16 protein-coding genes are annotated in these 19,916 nt (G+C 62.4%); 8 read left to right on the top strand and 8 right to left on the bottom strand.

What is annotated here, in order from left to right:
* The first annotated feature begins 525 nt into the window (after window positions 1-525).
* A complete protein-coding gene (gene hrpA, locus G7047_RS12140; RefSeq protein WP_166305511.1) occupies window positions 526-4,602 on the top strand; it encodes an ATP-dependent RNA helicase HrpA in 4,077 nt (1,358 codons plus the stop codon).
* Between the two features lie 58 nt (window positions 4,603-4,660).
* On the opposite strand, the gene G7047_RS12135 is transcribed toward hrpA, so the two are convergent.
* Together G7047_RS12135 and G7047_RS12130 are read right to left on the bottom strand one after the other, a co-directional pair.
* Window positions 4,661-4,915 (bottom strand): hypothetical protein, encoded by a 255-nt coding sequence (locus tag G7047_RS12135; RefSeq protein ID WP_166305509.1) that lies wholly within the window; start codon window positions 4,913-4,915, stop codon window positions 4,661-4,663.
* Between the two features lie 116 nt (window positions 4,916-5,031).
* Complete coding sequence (locus G7047_RS12130) at window positions 5,032-6,168, bottom strand: iron-containing alcohol dehydrogenase (protein WP_166305506.1); 1,137 nt, start codon at window positions 6,166-6,168, stop codon at window positions 5,032-5,034.
* 59 nt (window positions 6,169-6,227) lie between these two features.
* Here G7047_RS12130 and G7047_RS12125 point away from each other — a divergent pair, with 59 nt between their 5' ends.
* From G7047_RS12125 to G7047_RS12115, 3 genes are all read left to right on the top strand, one after another.
* Entirely contained in the window at window positions 6,228-7,127 is a 900-nt protein-coding gene (locus G7047_RS12125; protein ID WP_166305503.1) for a 2-keto-4-pentenoate hydratase, read from the top strand.
* Between the two features lie 68 nt (window positions 7,128-7,195).
* Window positions 7,196-8,113: an alpha/beta hydrolase gene (locus G7047_RS12120; RefSeq protein ID WP_166312033.1), complete on the top strand. Its 918-nt coding sequence runs from the start codon at window positions 7,196-7,198 to the stop codon at window positions 8,111-8,113.
* A gap of 32 nt (window positions 8,114-8,145) precedes the next feature.
* Window positions 8,146-9,009: a YbgC/FadM family acyl-CoA thioesterase gene (locus G7047_RS12115; protein WP_166305500.1), complete on the top strand. Its 864-nt coding sequence runs from the start codon at window positions 8,146-8,148 to the stop codon at window positions 9,007-9,009.
* Between the two features lie 5 nt (window positions 9,010-9,014).
* Here the strand turns inward: G7047_RS12115 and G7047_RS12110 are convergent, their stop codons facing one another.
* The 4 genes from G7047_RS12110 to G7047_RS12095 form a co-directional block, all read right to left on the bottom strand.
* The gene (locus tag G7047_RS12110; RefSeq protein WP_166305497.1) at window positions 9,015-10,325 is read right to left on the bottom strand and encodes a type II toxin-antitoxin system HipA family toxin; all 1,311 of its coding nucleotides are present in this window, start codon (window positions 10,323-10,325) and stop codon (window positions 9,015-9,017) included.
* A 44-nt stretch (window positions 10,326-10,369) separates the two neighbouring features.
* The gene (locus G7047_RS12105) at window positions 10,370-10,699 is read right to left on the bottom strand and encodes a helix-turn-helix domain-containing protein (protein ID WP_166305494.1); all 330 of its coding nucleotides are present in this window, start codon (window positions 10,697-10,699) and stop codon (window positions 10,370-10,372) included.
* A 56-nt stretch (window positions 10,700-10,755) separates the two neighbouring features.
* Complete coding sequence (locus G7047_RS12100) at window positions 10,756-12,171, bottom strand: dihydrolipoyl dehydrogenase (RefSeq protein ID WP_166305491.1); 1,416 nt, start codon at window positions 12,169-12,171, stop codon at window positions 10,756-10,758.
* Between the two features lie 91 nt (window positions 12,172-12,262).
* Window positions 12,263-12,847 (bottom strand): YigZ family protein, encoded by a 585-nt coding sequence (locus G7047_RS12095; RefSeq protein WP_166305488.1) that lies wholly within the window; start codon window positions 12,845-12,847, stop codon window positions 12,263-12,265.
* Between the two features lie 153 nt (window positions 12,848-13,000).
* Here G7047_RS12095 and azu point away from each other — a divergent pair, with 153 nt between their 5' ends.
* The 3 genes from azu to G7047_RS12080 all read left to right on the top strand — a co-directional run bounded on the left by azu (window position 13,001) and on the right by G7047_RS12080 (window position 16,562).
* Window positions 13,001-13,459: an azurin gene (gene azu / locus G7047_RS12090; protein ID WP_166305485.1), complete on the top strand. Its 459-nt coding sequence runs from the start codon at window positions 13,001-13,003 to the stop codon at window positions 13,457-13,459.
* A 268-nt stretch (window positions 13,460-13,727) separates the two neighbouring features.
* Window positions 13,728-13,937: a hypothetical protein gene (locus G7047_RS12085; protein WP_166305482.1), complete on the top strand. Its 210-nt coding sequence runs from the start codon at window positions 13,728-13,730 to the stop codon at window positions 13,935-13,937.
* A gap of 180 nt (window positions 13,938-14,117) precedes the next feature.
* Window positions 14,118-16,562 (top strand): YgiQ family radical SAM protein, encoded by a 2,445-nt coding sequence (locus tag G7047_RS12080; protein ID WP_166305479.1) that lies wholly within the window; start codon window positions 14,118-14,120, stop codon window positions 16,560-16,562.
* Window positions 16,563-16,598: 36 nt separating this feature from the next.
* Here the strand turns inward: G7047_RS12080 and G7047_RS12075 are convergent, their stop codons facing one another.
* A complete protein-coding gene (locus G7047_RS12075) occupies window positions 16,599-17,297 on the bottom strand; it encodes a DUF1294 domain-containing protein (protein ID WP_166305476.1) in 699 nt (232 codons plus the stop codon).
* A gap of 141 nt (window positions 17,298-17,438) precedes the next feature.
* Here G7047_RS12075 and ygiD point away from each other — a divergent pair, with 141 nt between their 5' ends.
* Window positions 17,439-18,344: a 4,5-DOPA dioxygenase extradiol gene (gene ygiD, locus G7047_RS12070; RefSeq protein WP_166312032.1), complete on the top strand. Its 906-nt coding sequence runs from the start codon at window positions 17,439-17,441 to the stop codon at window positions 18,342-18,344.
* A gap of 295 nt (window positions 18,345-18,639) precedes the next feature.
* On the opposite strand, the gene G7047_RS12065 is transcribed toward ygiD, so the two are convergent.
* The gene (locus G7047_RS12065; protein ID WP_166305473.1) at window positions 18,640-19,836 is read right to left on the bottom strand and encodes an amino acid aminotransferase; all 1,197 of its coding nucleotides are present in this window, start codon (window positions 19,834-19,836) and stop codon (window positions 18,640-18,642) included.
* Window positions 19,837-19,916 lie beyond the last annotated feature (80 nt).

Raw genomic sequence — 19,916 nt, 5'->3', positions numbered from 1 at the left:
AGCTCCTGAATTTTGGGCTCCGGCCCTATTTGAGTTGACCATCCACCTTGCCGTAGCTGGCTCACTGCACACCTTTTGTCAGAGGCGGCTACCTCAATATTGACGCGCCAATATTCAGGCATATCTCTTTCATCCAGGAATTTCACTCCAACTACTGAGCGAAAGTGAATTTGCCACGTCGATCCAATGGGGTAGACCTTCAGCAGAAGCGTCAGCTCATTTCTTCGCTGCGAAACACTTTCCAGTAGCGGATGCTCACCCGGTTTGAGCACAATGTCGATATCTGAAAGAAGTGTTTTCATCACCTGAGAAGAATGGTCAAGCCCTATTCTTTGTTTGTAGACCGAGCATTTGTCGCCATAGAGGATGGAAGGCCCGTGCTCGGCCGACATGCAGCGCTCAATCGCAAGTACGCTCGCACCTTGCGAGCGCGGTGGATGAAATGCAACCAAGACCGGCCCCGGAATACGAAAAATCGACGGTTTCGCAACGGAAATCGGCGGCGCTGGGATAATTGTGCCCCTTATGCCTTTGCAGATCACGTTTCCCGAATCCCTCCCAGTCTCCGCCCGCCGTGAAGAAATCATGGAGGCTATGGACCGCCATCAGGTCATCATCGTCTGCGGCGAGACCGGTTCGGGCAAAACCACCCAGCTTCCCAAGATCGCCCTGACCCTCGGTCGGGGGCGGATGAACGCCGTGCCTGACGACAAGGGCGTGGTGCGCGGCCACCTGATCGGTCACACCCAGCCGCGCCGGATTGCGGCGTCGTCGGTGGCCAAGCGGATTGCCGAGGAGCTGAACACGCCGCTTGGCGAGGTGGTCGGCTACCGGGTGCGGTTTCAGGACACGCTGCAGAAGGGTGCCTCGGTCAAGTTGATGACGGACGGCATTCTGCTGGCCGAGACGCAGACCGACCCGCTGCTCAAGGCCTACGACACGCTGATCATCGACGAGGCGCACGAGCGCAGTCTGAACATCGACTTTCTGCTGGGTTACATCCGCCAGATCCTGCCCAAGCGGCCCGACCTCAAGGTGATCGTCACCTCGGCCACCATCGATGCGGACCGGTTTGCCAAGCATTTCGAGAATAAGGCTGGCCCCGCGCCGGTCATCATGGTCTCGGGCCGGACTTTTCCGGTCGAGATGCGCTACCGCCCGTTCGAAGAGAAGAAGGACGTTGACCTCAACGATGCTATTGCCGAGGGCGTGGATGAGCTCTGGGCAGGCGGTAAGGGCGGCGACATCCTTGTTTTTCTGCCGGGTGAGCGCGAGATCCGTGAGGCAGCGGATCATCTGCGCAAGCATCTGCAGCACTCGCCGGTGTTGCGCAGCGCCGAGGTGCTGCCGCTGTTCTCGCGGCTGTCGCAGGCCGAGCAGGACCGCATCTTTGACGGCCACACGGGCCGCCGCATCGTGCTGGCGACCAACGTGGCCGAAACCTCGCTCACGGTGCCGGGCATCCGCTATGTGATTGATGCAGGCACTGCGCGGGTCAAGCGGTATTCGTTTCGCAGCAAGGTCGAGCAATTGTTGGTCGAGCCGGTGAGCCAGGCTGCCGCCAACCAGCGCGCGGGCCGTTGCGGGCGCGTGGCCAACGGTATCTGCATTCGTTTGTACGACGAGGCAGACTTCGAGTCGCGCCCGAAATTCACTGACCCGGAAATCTTGCGCTCGTCACTCGCCGGGGTGATTCTGCGGATGAAGTCGCTGAATCTCGGCGACGTGGTGCATTTTCCGTTCTTGGAAGCGCCTTCGGGCCGCGCGATTGCCGACGGCTACCAACTGCTGGCCGAGTTGGGCGCGGTGGATGATCGCGGCCAGTTGCTGCAGATGGGCAAGGAGCTGTCGCGCCTGCCGCTCGATCCGCGTGTGGGCCGGATGATTCTGGAAGCGCGCGAGCGCGGCGCGGTGGCCGAGGTGCTGATCATCGCGTCCGCCCTGAGCGTGCAGGACGTGCGCGACCGTCCCATGGAGGCGCAGCAGCAGGCCGATCAGCAGCACGCGAAATTCGACGACGAGAAGAGCGAGTTCAGCGGCTACCTTCGCCTGTGGAAATGGCTGTCGGATGCGCGTGGTGGCAAGGTGGTGGCCAAGACGCGGGCGGAGATGGCGGCCGAGGCCGCTCCGGCCAACAAGTCTGCCAGTGCCCGCAATGCGGCCTTCCTGCCAATCGATCAGCGCAGCTCCGGCGCGCGCGATACGGAGACGGTGGAGGAAAAGCTCGCGCTCTTCAATCCTGCGGAGAGCGAGCCTGCCACCCACAAGATCAGCAATCGCCAGTGGGAGCAGTTGCTGCGCCAGAACTTCGTCAACATCCGCCGCGTGCGCGAGTGGCGCGACATCCATTCGCAACTGCTCACCGTGATCAAGGAGCAGAAGTGGAAGATCAACGACGAGGCCGCAGGCTACGAAGCGGTGCACCTGTCGATGCTGGCCGGTCTGCTGGGCAACATTGGCTACAAGGGCGAGGAGAGCGACGCCTATCTGGGCGCGCACGGCATCAAGTTCCATGCGCATCCGGGCGCACATCTGGCCAAGAAGCCGGGCCGCTGGATCGTCGCGGCCGAGCAGGTCGAGACTTCGCGTCTCTACGGGCGTGGCATCGCGGCCATCGAGCCGCCATGGCTTGAAGAAGTGGGCGCGCATCTGCTGAAAAAGCAGATGCTCGACCCGCACTGGTCCAAGAAACAGGCCGATGTGGTGGCCTACGAGCGTGCGACACTGTACGGCCTTGTGGTCTACAACGGCCGGCGCATGAGCTATGGCCGCATCGACCCTACGAGCGCGCGCGAACTGTTCATCCGCCAGGCCATGGTTGAGGGCGAATGGGATACGCACTGGCATTTTCTCGCGGCCAATCTCAAGCTGGTCCGCAAGGTCGAGGAGCTCGAGCACAAGAGCCGTCGAGCCGACGTGTTGGTGGACGACGAACTCATCTACGCGTTCTACGACCAGCAACTGCCGCAAGACGTCTTCAGCGGCGCGAGCTTTGACAAATGGTTCCGCACCGAATCGCGCAGCAACCCCGATCTGCTGCGCCTGTCGCGCGACGAACTCATGCGCCACGAGGCTGCGGGCATCACTACCCAGGCCTTCCCCAAGACCGTGAAGCTCGGCGGCGTCGATTGCTCCGCGCAGTACTTGCACAGCCCAGGCGATCCGCGCGATGGCGTCACGGTCACCGTGCCGCTGTTTGTGCTCAATCAGGTGAGCGAAGAACGCTCCGAATGGCTGGTGCCCGGCATGCTCAAGGACAAGATTCAGGCTCTGCTCAAAAGCCTGCCGCAGCGCCCGCGCAGCCGTTTCGTGCCGTTGCCCGAAAGCGCGCAACGCCTCGGCGATCTGTTCAACAAGGAGCAGCGCGTGGCGAATGGAGGCCTCATCGACGTGCTGCTCAAGCAGGTGCGCGACGAGACCTCGCTGGATGTGAAGCGCGCCGATTTCAAGCTCGACATGTTGAGTCCGCATCTGTTCATGAACTTCCGCATTACGGATGAGCACGGACGCCAGATGGGGCAGGGTCGCAATCTGGGCGCGCTCAAATCCGAACTGGGCGCCAAGGCGCGTGGTGCGTTCCAGGCGCTGGCGTCGATGCGCGTGGCCAGCCATGTGGAGGGCGAACAGGCCAAAGCGGCGGCTTTGGCCGATGAATCCGCACCGGAACAGCCCATGCGACAGGACCAAGCGCCCAAGGCCGACAAGCTTAAAGGCGTCCCGAAAGCCGCTTCGGAAAAGCCTCAGCAAAAGGCCGAAGCGCGCTACAAGGAATGGTCCTTCGGTGAGTTGCCTGAGCTTATGGAAATCGGCAAAGGCAGCCAGACGCTGATCGGTTTTCCGGCGCTCATCGATCATGTCGATGCGGTAGGCATCGAGGTGTTCGACGAGCCCGAAATCGCCGCAGCCAAGCACCGCGTGGGCCTGCGCCGCCTGTTCGCCTTGCAGATCAAGGATGCGCTCAAGTATCTCGAGAAGAATATTCCCGATCTGCAAAAGATGGCGGTGGCTTACATGCCGCTCGGCACGCAGGAAGAGTTGCGCGAGCAAATCATCGACGTGGCCATCGACCGCGCGTTTTTGCAGGACCCGCTGCCTGCGAACGAGGCCGATTTCAAGCAGCGCGTGCAGGATGGGCGCGGTCGCCTCACGCTGATCGCCAATGAGGTTGCGCGCATGGCAGGCGTGATCCTGATCGAGTATTCGGCTGCGCAGCGCAAGATCAAGGACACCAAGAACGCAGCGGATGCCACAGCCGATGCGGCGGCGCAACTGCAGCGCCTGATGCCCAAGAACTTCATCGCGATTGCGCCGTGGACCCAGCTCGGGCACTACGCGCGCTACCTCAAGGCGATCACGATCCGCCTCGATAAATACCGTGCCGACCCCGCGCGCGATGCGGCGAAGTCCGCCGAATTCAAGCCGCTGGAGCAGCGCTACTGGCGTCTGGTTGCAGAGCGCAAAGGCCAGGTCGATGCGCGCATGCAGGAGTACCGCTGGATGCTGGAGGAGCTGCGCGTGAGCTTCTTTGCGCAGGAGTTGCGCACGCCTTATCCAGTCAGTGCCAAGCGCATGGAGAAGGTGTGGGGGCAACTGCAGAACTGAAAAAGGGCTCGAGCGCGGAGTTGCCGCGCTCGAGCCCTTTGGGGCTCTGCCTGGGTGCTCAGGACACCGATTTCTTCACGGCCGCCTTGGCCTTCTTGGTGTGGCGCTTGGATTGGGCCTTGTGGTATTCGGCCTTGGTGTTGTTCACCGCCTTGCCGACCGGGCCGCTCTTCTTGGCTTCGCTTTCGGCCTGCTTTTGCTCGACCTTGTGCTCGGCCGCATCGGCGGCATTGGAGGCTGCAGCGCCCAGTTGGGCGAAGGCGGATGTGGTGGCGAAGATGCCGAAGGCCGTTGCGAGCAGCAGCTTTTTCATGGTGGGTGTCCTTGCTTTCATGTGGTGGTTGAACATGGCGAAGTATTCAAATTCGCGGACACCCAACGTGTAGGCCACGATCCCGTCGCGATGTGCGATGGCGGACAGAGTTCAACTCACATCGAGTCGCGCAGCATCTGGCGATATTCCTCGGGGCTGGCTTCGCGCGGATTGGTCTTGTGGCAGTGATCGGCCAGTGCGCCCTTGATCACGTCGTCGAACATTGCCTCGGTCACGCCAAGCGCGGCAAGGCCCGTGGGCAGACCAAGACGCGCGGTCATGTCGCGCACGGCTTCAGCCACGTCGCCGCCCGCAGGCAGTCCCATGGCGTGGGCCATGCGTTCGAGGCGGCGGTCGGCCTTGACCTTGGCATCCTCGGCGTTGAAACGGGTCACGGCGGGCAGGAAGATGGCGTTGAGCGTGCCGTGGTGCAGACGTGGGTTGACGCCGCCGAGGCTGTGGCTCAGCGAATGCACGCAGCCGAGGCCTTTTTGGAACGCCATCGCGCCCTGCATGCTGGCGCTCATCATGTTCAGGCGCGCGTCCTTGTTCGCTCCGTCACGCGTGGCGGCTTCAATGTGCTTCCAGCCGCGCTCCAACCCATCCAGCGCGATGCCATCGGCGGGCGGGTTGAAGGCCGACGACATGAAGGTTTCCATGCAATGCGCAATCGCGTCCATGCCGGTGGCGGCGGTGAGCTGCGGCGGCAGGCCTAGCGTCAGGCCGGGATCGCAGATGGCCGTCTTGGGCACGAGGTGCCACGAGTGAAAGCCGAGCTTGCGGTGATCGTCCACGATGATGATGGCGCCGCGTGCTACTTCGCTGCCGGTGCCGGCGGTGGTGGGCACGGCGAGCAGCGGCACGGCACGCTCGGTGATTTTCGGCGAGCCGCCTTCGATGGTGGCGTAGGTCTTGAGCGGGCCTTCGTGCGTGGCGGCAATCGCGATGCCCTTGGCACAGTCGATGGCCGAGCCGCCGCCCACCGCGATCAGGCCGTCGCACTGGCCGCTTTGGAACAGCTCCACGGCGGCGCGCACGGCGGCCTCGGTGGGGTTGGAGGGGGTCTGGTCGAACACCGTGACCGCCATTCCGGGCATCGCATCAAGCACCTTCTGCAGCACGCCCGCAGCCTTCACGCCCTGATCAGTGACCACCAGCGGGCGGGTGATGCCGGTGCGTGCGCACTCTTGGGGCAGCAGGGCGACCGCGCCGTACTCGAACTGGATTTGGGTGACGTAGTAGATGAAAGCCATGGTGTGATGTCTCGGTGGTTCGAATTAGGATATGCGGCAGATTACAACAGGAGACCTACATGAAACTGAAATCCGCGCTGATCCCCTCGGCCATGGCTGTCCTCTGCGTGACAGGCGCGCAGGCGGAGTGCCTGAACTTCGGTGAAGTGGCCCAGCTCATGCAGAACTATGTGGCGATGAAACCTTCGCCCAACATCGCCAAGCTGACCGACGAGGAGGGTGCCTGCACGCGCGCGCGGTTCAACGATCTGCTGTCCAGGCAGTTCGGCGGCAAGGTGGTCGGCTACAAGGCGGGGCTCACCAACCCGGCTGTGCAGCAGCGCTTCGGCACCAACAAGCCCGTGTGGGGCGTGCTCTACGAGGGCATGATCCTGCCCAATGATGTGACCGTGCAGGCGAAGTTTGGCGCGCGTCCACTGTTCGAGGCCGACATGCTGGTACGGGTGAAGAACGAGAACATCAACGCGGCCCGCAATCCGGCGGAGGTGCTTGAGAACATTGACCAGATCATCCCCTTCATCGAGCTGCCCGACCTGATGGTGGAGAACCCCGGCTCGCTCAACGGTGCGGGCGTGGCGGCGATCAATGTGGGCGCGCGGCTGGGCGTGGTGGGCGAGCCGATCAGCGCGCCGGTGTTTTCCGAACAGCAGCAGGTGATGCTGCAGGCGTTGGCCGAAATGGCCGTGCAAGTCTCGGACAATACGGGGGCCGTGCTGTCGACCGGCAAGGGTAGCGATATTCTTGGGCATCCGCTCAATGCCGTGGTCTGGCTTGCAGGGGCGCTGCAGCAGGAGAATCTGCGCTTGCGAAAGGGCGATCTGATCAGCCTCGGATCGTTCTCGCCGCTGACGCCGCCAAAGGCCGGCACGAGCGTGATCGTGACTTACCAAGGCCTGCCGGGCGCTAAGCCGGTGCAGGTGAATTTCCGGCCTCCCGTGTTTCCAGGACAATCAGATTGAATTCCGCAGCTTCCCCGGCTCACCCACTGTCTCCAGAGCTTCCCCCGGGCGTGCAGCTCACGCCGCAGATGCGCAATGTGATCGAGCGCATGGCGCGCGCCAAGCATGCGCCCATGCACACGCTCACGTCCGAGGCCGCGCGCGCGTTTTATGAAATGGGCTCGGGCGTGCTCGAAGTCCCCAAGGCCGAGCTGCCGCGCGTCGACAACTTCAGCATCCCCGCGCGCGACGGCTTTGCGATTCCCGCAAGGCTGTATGCGCCGTCGCTGGAGGCGAATCTGCCGCTCTTGCTCTACACGCACGGCGGCGGCTTCACCATCGGCAGCATCAACACGCACGACACGCTGTGCCGTGAGCTTGCGCGGCTGGCGGGTTGTATGGTGGTGTCCCTCGATTACCGCCTCTCGCCCGAACACCAGTTCCCCGTGGCGATCAATGATGCCTGGGATGCACTGCAATGGCTAGCCGCTCATGCGTCGGAGCTTGGTGCGGATGGCAAACGCCTCGCCGTTGGTGGCGACAGTGCGGGTGGAACGCTGGCCGCTGTCAACGCGATTCAGGCGCGGGACGCGCAGATCGCGATTGCGCTGCAGGTGCTGTTCTACCCCGGCACCACCGCGCATCAGGACACGCAATCGCACAAGACCTTTGCGCACGGCCTTGTACTTGAGGAAGACGCCGTGAGCTGGTATTTCGACAATTACATCCCTAACAAGAGCGACCGCGAGGACTGGCGTTTTGCGCCGCTGCTCGCGCCGGATGTGGACGATGTTGCACCTGCGTGGATCGGGCTTGCAGAACTCGATCCGCTGGTCGATGAGGGCATCGCCTATGCCGACAAGCTGCGCCTCGCGGGTGTAACGGTGGATCTGGAAATCTACCGTGGTGTGACCCACGAATTCATCAAGATGGGCCGAGCGTTGCCGGAAGCCCGCCAGGCCCATGCCGATGCCGCGCGCGCGCTGCGCGAAGCTTTCGGCATTTGAATTTTTCTTTCCTATTTTTTGAGAACAAGAACATGAAACGCCAGGATTTTCGTAGCGTGCACCGCCTGCGTGTGCGCTGGGCCGAAGTGGACATCCAGAAGATCGTCTTCAACGCGCATTACCTCACCTATGCCGACATCGGCATGTCCGAGTACTGGCGCGCGCTCGCCATGCCCTACGAGGCCACGATGCAGGCGCTGGGCGGTGACATCTACCTCAAGAAGGCTAGCGTCGAATACCACGCTTCGGCGCGCATGGATGATGTGCTTGACATCGGCATGCGCTGCACGCGCGTGGGCAATTCGTCGCTGAGTTTCGAATGCGGTATCTTCGCGGGCGACCGGCTGCTCGTGACCGTCGAGCTGATCTATGTGTTCGCCGATCCCGTCACGCAGACCTCGCGCCCCGTGCCGCAGTTGCTGCGCGACACGATTCTGCAGTTCGAGGGCGGGGCCGATATGGTCACGCTCAAGGTGGGCGACTGGGCCACGCTCGGCGAGGCTGCCAGTGCCGTGCGCAAGGCGGTGTTCATCGAGGAACAGGGCATCTCGCCCGACATCGAACTCGATGCGCTGGATTCAACTGCGGTGCATGCGGTCGCGTTCAACCGCCTCGGCATGCCGGTTGCGACAGGTCGCCTGCTGCAGGACGCGCCCGGCGAGGCCCGCATCGGCCGCATGGCCGTCGCGCGCGTGTTGCGCGGACAGCGTTGGGGGCGGGCGATTCTGGACGCACTGGTCGATGCATCGCGCGAGCGCGGCGACGACAAGGTGATCTTGCATGCGCAGTGCAGCGCCGAGGGCTTCTACCGCCGTGCTGCCTTCGAGGTGGTGGGCGCGCCGTATGAAGAGGCGGGCATTGCGCACATCACGATGCAGCTCGCGTTGGCGAAATAAGCAGATCAGCCCGCCAGAGAAACGCCGCCCGCGAGCCGGGCCAGAACCGTCTCCCGCATGGCGGGTGGCGCGTCGCGCAGCAGTGCGGGCCACTTCGCCTTGGCCTGCGCGACGACCTCTTTGAGCAGGCTGACGTGGCGTGATGCCCGCAGCAGTCCGGCGGATTTGATGAGCGCCTTCATGTCGTCCCAGCCGAGGGCGCGCATGGTGGTGTCGATGGCCTTGTTCACCGCGTACTGCTGCTCCGAAGTGCCGTCGAAGAAGGCAGCGACGCAGACGCAGTCGTAGACCGGGGCGAGGCGTGGCTGGCGGCCATCGGGATAGATCAGGGCCCAGTTTTTGAGGTGGGCGTCGGTGTTGCCCATGAGGATGGCAGCGACGGTGCGAGCGAGGAACTCGCGGGTGTCTTGCACCGGCTCGGGGCTCAGACGGTCGAGCACGCGCAGCATCGTCGGCCAATCCTGCTGCAGGCCCTTGCCGTATTTGTGGCGGGGCGCGTAGCCGAGCGCCTGATTGAACTCCTCCATGTGGATGCGAGAGCCATCGGGCAGATGGTCGAAGCGCTGCACGGCGAGGATGTCGTGGAACGGTACATGCTCGGGCAGCTCGGCTTGTTCACGGGTGATGATTTCTACATTGGCCGTCTGCAGATCGAGCGCCTTGCAGAGCTGGTAGCACGCGTATTCGTTGACCACCAGATCGGGGTGATTCGTGGTCGGCAACTTGAGAATCACGCTACCCGCCGCGCCCTTGCGGTGCACGGTGTAGCGGCGGCCGTCCTGCACGGCGCTGAACTTGGTGACGATGCCGGGCAGCGAGGCCGCATCGGCCACCGGGTACTCGACGAAGCCGGGCTCGAGCACATCCAGCCCCTGCGTGGTGTGCCAATGGCGCACAACCTCGGGGATGGCTTCGTTGGGTGAGATGGGCTCGACCTCGAGCGCACCCATCAGGTCGTGCCCGGCGGCTGCCAGCAGTTCGAATTCATCGTCGGGCGAGCAGCCGCGTTCGTGCGCGAGGCGCTCGCGGTTGTGGCCTTCGGGCAGCAGGTTCTGGAAGTAGACCGGCCAGCGTCCATCGGTGCGCACCAGGCGGGCGTCACGCGCGGAGGCGAGGATGCTTTGCGTGTCCTGCTCGTTGCCGCCCCGGTAGCTCAGCGAGAGCGTGGGGCGATCAGGGTCGGCGATGTAGTCGCTCTCGAACGAGATACGCAGGATGTCGCCATATTGGGAAAGATAGCCAATCGCCCGCCGTCCACCGCCCCATGCTGCGGGCTGGTGCATGTACAGGCGCAGGTAGCGGATGGAGGTGGACATGTTCGTGTCGTTCCTGTCGTTTGTATCGGCGCTGTTTTTTGTGCTCAGCGGACCTTGTACTTGCCCAGAGGTTCGGCCGCATAGACATCGACCACCGAGGGCGGTGCATCCGCCCCGACGGGCTGGCCGAGGAACTTGCCGCCGGATTGGATAAAGGCCTGCAACGCGGGCACGAGATCGGCGGGCACGGCCATCATCTGCATGCCGAGCACGCGGGACATCTCGACCAGCGTCGAGTAGCGCGGGTCGACATCACCGGTTTCCGTGCGCTGGACCGCCATGCGCGAGAGGCCTGCGCGTTGCGCGAGATCGGCCTGGGTGATCTTCTGGGCCTTGCGGGCGGCGGTGAGGGAGTCAATCAAAGCATCTGTCATGATGCTTGTTATCATACGCTTTTTGAGTGAAAAGAGTATTTTTATGATCTTTATGGCTATTCCAGCACGCTAGAATTGCCCAGATCGCACAAGGCCAGATCAGAGTCGGTCTTGATGTTCAGTTGAGCAGCGGCTCGGCGCAGCGCAGTGCGCAGGCCTTCTTCCAGCACCGGGTGGTAGATCGGCATGCCCAGCATCTGCTGCACCGTCATCTCGCTGTGGATGGCCAGAGCGAGCAGGTGCGCCAAATGCTCCCCGGCGGGTGCGCACATCTCGGCGCCGAGCAGCCGTCCCGAGGCGCGATCGGCATAGACGTGGAGCAGCCCGGCGTCCTCCTGCGCGACGCGGGCGCGGCCCTGGCGGCTGAAGTCGATGGCACCGGTGACAAAGTCCTGCTCAGCCAGCGACTTGCACGATTTGCCGACCACCGCTGCATTGGGATGGCAGAAGCTGATGGCCAGCGGTGTGCGGCGGCGAAAACGCTGGGGCTCGTCGATGGCGGTGTTCATGCCTGCGATGTGCCCTTCGTCCGAGGCCTCGTGCAGCAGCGCGCGGTCCGGGTCGATGTCTCCCGCGATGAACACTGGCAGATCGCCGATCTGCCGCGTGTTCCGGTCAAAGGGCGGCAGGCCATGCTCCTCGAGGGGCACGCCGAGCGTCTCCAGACCGAGGCCTTCGATATTGGGAACGCGGCCGTTGGCAGCGAGCACCTGATCGACGACGAGCCGCTTGTCACCGCTGACGACCTCGATGCCGTTCTTGTGTGCAGCAAGGCGGGCGCGCTCGCCGATGTGGATGGCGAAATCCTTTTCGAGTTCGGTCCAGAGGGCGTTCAGCACGTTGGGATCGCTGATGCCCGCCGTGGCCTTGCGCGTCACGAAGGCCGTGACGGTTATGCCCAGTCGGGCAAGCGCCTGTGCCATCTCGACACCCACGGGACCGAGGCCGAGCACGGCCATGCGCGGCGCGAGCGTGGTTTGCTCGAATAGGGTGTCGGTGGTCAGCACGCGGTCTCCGAACGCCGTCCATGCGGGATCGACGCGCGGACGGGTGCCGGTGGCGATGATGATGTGGCGGGCGCGGAATTCCTTGCCGTTGACCGTGACGCGGTCCGGGCCGAGCAGCTGCGCCCGCCCACTGATCTGCTGAGTCGCGTCGACTTCGGTGTCCTTGATAGTTCCGGAGACGAAGCCGTCGCGCAGCATGCGCACCCGGCTCAGTACGGCGGGCAGGTCCACGCTCAGTTGGTCCGCGCCGCGAATGCCGAAGGTGTCGAAGGTCTTGCGGTGATCAAATGCGTTGGCCGCCTCGATCAGCAGCTTGGACGGCATGCAGCCCACGCGCGCGCAGGTCGTACCCCAAGGGCCGTCGTTGATGATGAGAAAACGATCTGTGCGCTTGCGCACCTCGCGCAATGCCGACAGCCCTGCCGATCCGGCGCCGATGATGATGGTGTCCAGTGTCTCGCTCATGTTCTTGTTTCTTTCTCTCTGCTGCTTGCTGGGTCGGTGGAGCTTCGAGTGTCCCCGACCTATGCAGGCGGGGCTGTAGGCGCAGGCCGGTTCAGTCCAGCCAGCCGATGCGACCCTGTGTGAGATCGTTCAGCCGCTGCCTGAAATCTGCTGCGATGGACTTCGGCATCTTCAGGCGGGCGATGACCTGGCTGCCGTGGGATACCTCGAGCAACTGCGCACCGCTGGCCTCGACCTCGCGGCGCAGCAGGCCTTCCTGCGCATAGGGCAGGGTGCATTCGAGTTCGGCCATCACCTGGCGCTCGATCTTTTCGGCCTTGAGCAGCGCCTGGGCCACGCTGTCGGTATAGGCGCGTACCAGTCCGCCTGCGCCGAGCTTCACTCCGCCAAAGTAGCGCACGACGGTGGCGAGCACGCCTTCCAGATCCTGATGGCGCAGCACGTCGAGCATCGGGCGCCCGGCGGTGCCGCTGGGCTCGCCGTCATCCACCGCGGCGGATTGTCCGCCCGCCAGCAATGCCCAGCAGACATGGGCCGCCCCGGGGTGTTCAGCGCGCAGGCCATCGACCACTGCTTGTGCGCTTGCGCGGTCGGTCATGGGCTGCACGCAGCCGATGAAACGGCTTTTCTTTATGATGAGTTCGCTGTGGACGGTCGATTTCAGGGTGTGTGGCATGTCGCGGTCAAGCTTAACCGAGCCGTCGCGGCAGTTTGCCTTGAAGCCTTCCAAGTGTCTTGACGTGGATTCGGTAATGCTTGAGCGAAGTCAAAATCCACGGCGCTCGCTAGTCCTAGTATTCACCCGTTGTTGACCAAATAGAGTGCAAAAATGAAGAAATTTCTGAAGTGGATTGCTGTCGCTTGTGTTTCCGCTGCCGTCGTGCCGGCATTTGCTGCGCCCAATTGCAGCGCCGAGGTCGAGAGCAATGACGCCATGCAATTCAACACCAAGACCATCAGCGTGCCCGCTGCCTGCAAAGACTTCACTGTGAAGCTCAAGCATGTCGGCAAGATGCCCAAGACCGCCATGGGCCACAACCTGGTGGTCTCCAAGACCTCCGACATGCAGGGCATCGCCAACGATGGCATTCCCGCCGGCCCGGATAAGGACTACCTCAAGCCCGCAGATGCCCGTGTGATTGCGCACACCAAACTGATCGGCGGCGGCGAGTCGGCCTCGGTCACCTTCGCGGTAAGCAAGCTGAAAGCCGGTGACGACTACACTTTCTTTTGCTCGTTCCCCGGCCATTCCGGCATCATGAAGGGCGCGCTGACGCTGGCGAAGTAAGCCGTCAGGCGGAGCATCCGGCATCCGCCGGAATTGCGGGATTTGCGGAATGCAGGACGGCGTAGCTAGTTTGGTTACGCCGTCTTACTTTTTGCCTGTCAAACAAGTTGTTTTCCTGTCAGCCATTCGTGCCTCTGGGGCGTTAGCCTACAAAGGAAGTTGTCTAACAAATTTAAGCTGACGATAGTGCAGCGAAAGTAGGTTCAGCCAGTTTTCTCGCTCAAGGCGTTTTTCAGTCCCTTCCACCCGCAATTTGAGAGGAATTGCCATGCCACCAAGCTTTATCACTGTTCCCACCGATTACGTCGTGCCGCATGGTGCCGCCGGATTGTGGATGGTCAGCGACTTTCAGCCGGTGGCAATGCCGCAACCTCTGCAGGAACCGGTGCAACTGCGCAATGGTCAACTGTTGCGCTCGGCCTATATCGAGCCGCCAGCCGATTTGGACCACATCGTGCGCTCGATGGGCGAATGGTGAAATCTCGTCGTCTTTGATGAATCCTCGAAACGGGCCTTGTGCCCGTTTTTCGTTTCCTTCGATTTGGTCGATTTCATCGTTTTTTCCGTTTGAGCCTACGGATGTTGAGGGCTCCAGAGAGGAGGGAAGCGCAAATTGCGCCCAACGCCTACAATGCCCGGCCTCCCACGGACCCCGCAAATGAACGCTCCCATCGATGTTTCTTTCTTTCAACGAGCTGCCAAGCCGCTGACCAGCTACCGCCCATATTGGGCCAAGCGCTTCGGTCCGGCGCCGTTTCTGCCGATGTCTCGCGCAGAGATGGATCAGCTCGGCTGGGATTCGTGCGACATCGTGCTGGTCACGGGCGACGCCTATGTCGATCACCCGAGCTTCGGCATGGCGGTGATTGGCCGCGTGCTTGAGGCGCAAGGCTTTCGCGTGGGCATCATCGCTCAACCTGATTGGCAGAGCGCCGACGCGTTCAAGGCGCTGGGCAAGCCCAATCTGTTTTGGGGTGTGACGGCGGGCAACATGGATTCGATGATCAACCGTTACACGGCTGATCGCAAGATTCGCAGCGACGACGCCTACACCCCCGGCGACGTCGGTGGCAAGCGCCCTGACCGTGCGGCCATCGTGTACAGCCAGCGCTGCCGCGAGGCCTACAAGGACGTGCCCATCGTGCTCGGCGGCATCGAAGGCAGTCTGCGCCGTATCGCCCACTATGACTACTGGAGCGACAAGGTGCGTCGTTCCATCGTGGTTGACAGCAAATGCGACATCCTCCTGTACGGCAACGCCGAACGTGCACTGGTCGAGGTGGCGCACCGCATCGCTGCCCGCGAGCCCGTTGAAAAGATCACCGACGTGCGCGGCACGTCGTTCTTCCGCCGCGAGTCGGAAGAGGGCTGGTTTGAGCTGGATTCGTCCGAAGTGGACGAAATTGGCGTTGTTGAAGCGCACATCAACCCTTACCAGACCACCAGCGAGCAGGCCGAGGCCCAGGGCCAGACCTGTTCCAAGGAAGACGGCACCGATCAGGCCGCCGCGCCTGCTGCTGAGCAGACCATTCAGTTCATGCCCAATCCCGCGCTGCGCGGCAAGGGCAGGAACCGCATGCCTCCGCGTGATCGCACCGTGCTGCGTCTGCCGAGCTATGAAGACGTCAAGTCTGATCCGATTCTGTATGCCCATGCCAACCGCGTGCTGCACCTGGAAACCAACCCCGGCAACGCCCGCGCTCTGGTGCAGGCCCACGGCGAAGGCGTGACCGCACGCGATGTGTGGATGAACCCGCCCCCGATCCCGCTCACCACGGCCGAGATGGACTGGGTGTTCGGTCTGCCATACGCTCGCAATCCGCACCCGAGCTACGCCGACGAAAACGGCAGCCACGACGGTGTGACCAAGATCCCCGCGTGGGAAATGATCCGCACCTCGGTCAACATCATGCGCGGCTGCTTCGGCGGCTGTACCTTCTGTTCGATCACCGAGCACGAAGGTCGCATCATCCAGAGCCGCTCGGAAGACTCCATCATTCAAGAGATCGAGGACATTCGCGACAAGGTGAAGGGTTTCACCGGCACGATTTCCGATCTGGGCGGCCCCACGGCCAACATGTACCGCCTCGGCTGCAAGAGCCCCGAGATCGAAGCGGCTTGCCGCAAACCGAGCTGCGTGTTCCCCGGCATCTGCCAGAACCTGCACACCAATCACGATCCGCTCATCAAGATCTACCGCCGCGCGCGCAAGCTCCCCGGCATCAAGAAGATCCTGATCGGTTCCGGCCTGCGCTACGACTTGGCCGTGAAGTCGCCCGAGTATGTGAAGGAGCTGGTTCAGCACCACGTTGGCGGCTACTTGAAGATCGCGCCCGAGCACACCGAAGCAGGTCCGCTCAACAAGATGATGAAGCCGGGCATCGGCAGCTATGACCGCTTCAAGCAGCTCTTCGAGAAGTTCAGCGAAGAGGCGGGCAAGAAACAGTACCTGATTCCGTACTTCATCGCTGCTCACCCCGGCACCAGCGACGAAGACATGATGAACCTCGCCATCTGGCTCAAGAAGAACGGTTTCCGCGCTGACCAGGTGCAGACCTTCTACCCGAGCCCGATGGCGACGGCTACCGCTATGTACCACTCGGGCCGCAACACGTTGACCAAGGTGCGTCGCGAGATGCGCGACGCCGAAGAGGAGTCGGTGGACATCGTGCGCGGCGAAAAGCGCCGCCGCCTGCACAAGGCTTTCCTGCGCTACCACGACCCGAACAACTGGCCGATGTTGCGCGAAGCGCTCAAGGCCATGGGCCGCTCCGATTTGATCGGCAACGGCAAGCAGCACCTGATTCCGACCTTTCAGCCACTAGTGGATGGTGCTTATCAGAGCGCGCGCAAAAAGAACAGCACGCAAGGTACGGGTGTGGGCTCGCGCTCCGTCGTGTCGCAGCAGGCCAAAGCCTATGTGATGGGCAAGGCTGCCAAGCCTCTGGGTGCTTCCAGGCCACAAAAGGAAAAGGAAGTCGACGTGCGCTTCGCCAAGCCCGGCCAGCCCGCGCCGGGCCGTATGCTCACGCAGCACACTGGCCTTCCGCCACGTGCAGGTGTGATGGGCAAGAAGCCCAGCGGCGCGCGCAAGCCGCGCTGACTCGGCCAAGCCAAGTGCAGCCGCCGCAGCGTCAAATCAGCCTGCGGCGCGCATGAACGTCTTGAGCAGAAAGGCCATCAGGTTCGGCTCGATCATTAGCACCACCGTGCCGATGAGATTGATCACGACCGTTGCCCAGTAGCTGAATCTGAACTCGGCCTTGGAGGTTTTGTGGCGCAATGTTTGTTGTGCAAACCAGGCCGCGGGCCAACCGCCGAAGAGGGCGAGTGAATGCAAAGTGGATTCGCTGGTGCGCCAGGCGCCTGACTTGGCTGCATTTTTGTCCTTGGCGTAAAGGCCAAAAGTGATCAGGTTCAGCACCAGCAGCATGGCCAAAACCGGCAGTGCTATCCGGTGACTGATCAGCCCATAAGCCAGCAGTCCCGCCCAAAGCAGCATCAGCGCGTATACGAGCGTGGTACCGTTAGCGGGCTCGCTCTGGGGTGATTCGTTTCGGCGGACGTTGCGCGGTGACGAACCCCGAGGTGCTTGTGGGTGGGTGACTGGTTGGGTAATAGGTGATTTGGCCGCCGCAATGGGGTTGACCTGCATCGCACGCGGCCCCTTGCCCCCGACCTGGATTTCCTCATACGTCACCTGCATGCCCGCAACCGGCGAAGCGCTGCCACGGGCAAAGTCCCGCACATGGACAAACACGTCGCGCGAGTCCCCGCTGTCGATGAAGCCGAAGCCGCGTTCCTCGTCCCAACGGCGGATGGTTCCCTGTTTGCGCATGGTGGTCTGTGAGATCTTCTGAAGGTGAATCCGGAACTTCGCCGCAGGTGGCCAATCCGACAGGGCGTTTATACCGGCTGTCACAAGCGGCCGGACACAAAGTCGGAAAGAATTCGCCTCATGCTCCCAAGAAGAACCGCGCTGGCAAGCCTTGCCGCCCTGTCCGCTGCCTTCCCCGCTGGCCTGATCTGCTCATCGGCCAGCGCCGAAACGCGCCAACTGCTCGACACCCTCAAACCTTCACCGCGCATGCCCGTGCTCTTCATCGGCCACGGCAGCCCGATGAACGCCATCGAAGACAACCAGTGGCGTCGAGCTTGGCAGCAGATGGGCTCGGAACTCATGGCTCGCGCGGTGCAGCCACAACTCATCCTGTGCATCTCTGCGCACTGGCTGACCAAGGGCGGCTGGTACCTCACCGGCATGGCCGATCCACGCACCATCCATGATTTCAGCGGCTTCCCGCGCGAACTCCATGAGCAGCAATACCCGGTGCAAGGCGCGCCCAAGGTCGCTCGCAGCCTGGCCGCAGAACTGAAATCCCCGGCTACCCAAACCGCGCTCGGCGTGGATGAAAGCGAATGGGGCCTCGACCACGGCACCTGGTCCGTCCTCAAACCCATGTTCCCCAAGGCCCAGATCCCCGTGCTCCAACTCAGCATGGACTACAGCCGCAGCCCAGAGGAACACTTCGCCCTGGGCCTGCAACTCGCCGCCCTGCGCGAACGCGGCGTCCTCATCGTCGGCAGCGGCAACGCCGTCCACAACCTGCGCAGAACGAAACGAGGATCCGCCCCGAACGAGGCCTACGACTGGGCGACCGAGTTCGACACAAGAGTGAATGATTGGATCAAGCTGGGCCAGCTAGACCAACTGCAGACTTTCCAGAAACTCGGCGAAACAGCAAAACAAGCGCACCCTACGCATGAACACTACCTCCCGCTCCTCTACGCGGCAGGCGCAGCAAGCACCAAGGAAATGCCAAGGTTCTTCAACACCGGCTTCCAATCCGCATCGATCTCCATGAGATCCGTGATCTGGGGATAGAAACGGGCCATCTCGCGCAGCGCGAGATGGCCAGGCACGAGCGAAGCAAAGTGCCGAAACCACCTCTTCCCAACTGATTTCCGGCGGTTGTCCGAGCGAAGCGCGCAGCGCGAAGTCGAGTTCTGCCGGAGGTATTCAAAGCGCGTTTTGGGTTACCTTTTGCGCGCAAGCAAAAGGTAACTCCGCCGCCGGGCGGAACTCCCGGCCTCCGCCCCTAACCCAATAGCAGAAGCACATAAAAAAAGCCGTCCCCAAAAAAGAGACGGCTTCCATCAGACAATAGCTGAGGTGAAGATTAGATCACCGCCGCAATCGCCTTGCAGACGTACTCCACATTCTTGCTGTTCAGAGCAGCCACGCACATACGGCCCGTATCGGTCCCATACACGCCGAACTCCGAACGCAGACGCACCATCTGGTCCTTGGACAGACCTGAGTACGAGAACATGCCGATCTGCGTAGTGATGAAGCTCATGTCCTGCTTCACGCCGGCGGCCTTCAGACCGTCGACCAGTTTCTGGCGCATCGCCTTGATGCGCACGCGCATTTCGGCCAGTTCGCTTTCCCACTGGGCGCGCAGCTTGTCGTCGTTCAGCACGGCGGCTACCACGGCACCACCGTGAATCGGTGGGTTCGAGTAATTCGTGCGGATGACGATCTTCAGTTGCGACAGCACGCGTGCGGCTTCGTCCTTGTCGGTAGCCACCACGGACAGGGCACCGACGCGCTCGCCGTACAGGCTGAAGCTCTTGGAGAACGAGGTCGACACAAAAATGTTCAGGCCAGCGGCGATGAACTTGCCGATCACGGCGCCGTCTTCCTTCAGCCCGTGGCCGAAGCCTTGATAGGCCATGTCGAGGAAGGCGATGAGGTTCTTGGCCTTCACGGCGGCGATCACCTGGTCCCATTGCTCGGCGGTGATGTCGTAGCCGGTCGGGTTGTGGCAGCAGGCGTGCAGCACGACGACGGTGCCGGCGGCGGCAGCGTTCAGATCGGCCAGCATACCTTCGAAGTTGACCTTGCGATTGGCTGCGTCGTAGTACGTGTAGCTGCCGACTTCAAAACCTGCGTTGGTGAAGATGGCCTTGTGGTTTTCCCAGCTGGGGTCGGAGATCAGCACCTTGGCGCTGGGGCTGATCTTCTTCAGGAAGTCAGCGCCGAGCTTCAGGCCACCCGTACCGCCCACGGCTTGCACCGTAGCCACGCGGCCGGACTTGACGACGTCGGAGTCCGCGCCGAACACCAGCGCCTTCACGGCGTTGTCGTAGGCGGCGATGCCGTCGATGGGCAGATAGCCGCGTGCGGTAGGCTTGTCCATCATGGCTTTTTCAGCGGCCTGCACGCACTGGAGCAGGGGGAGCTTGCCGTTATCGTCGAAGTACACGCCCACGCCCAGATTCACCTTGTTGGGGTTGGAATCAGCGGCAAATTGTTCGTTCAGACCCAGAATGGGGTCACGTGGGGCCATCTCGACGGCGGTGAAGAGCGACATGAATCTTCCTTGAAGGAGGGTGGAAATCTGACGGTGTGGCCCCACCTAAGCTGTGCTTTGAGCGAAATCGCGGACACTCA

This window comes from Diaphorobacter sp. HDW4A (assembly GCF_011305995.1).
In the GTDB taxonomy this organism is placed as follows: Bacteria; Pseudomonadota; Gammaproteobacteria; order Burkholderiales; family Burkholderiaceae_C; genus Diaphorobacter_A.
The sequence above is the reverse complement of the archived record's forward strand: the minus strand, read 5'-3'. Positions and strand labels throughout refer to the sequence as shown.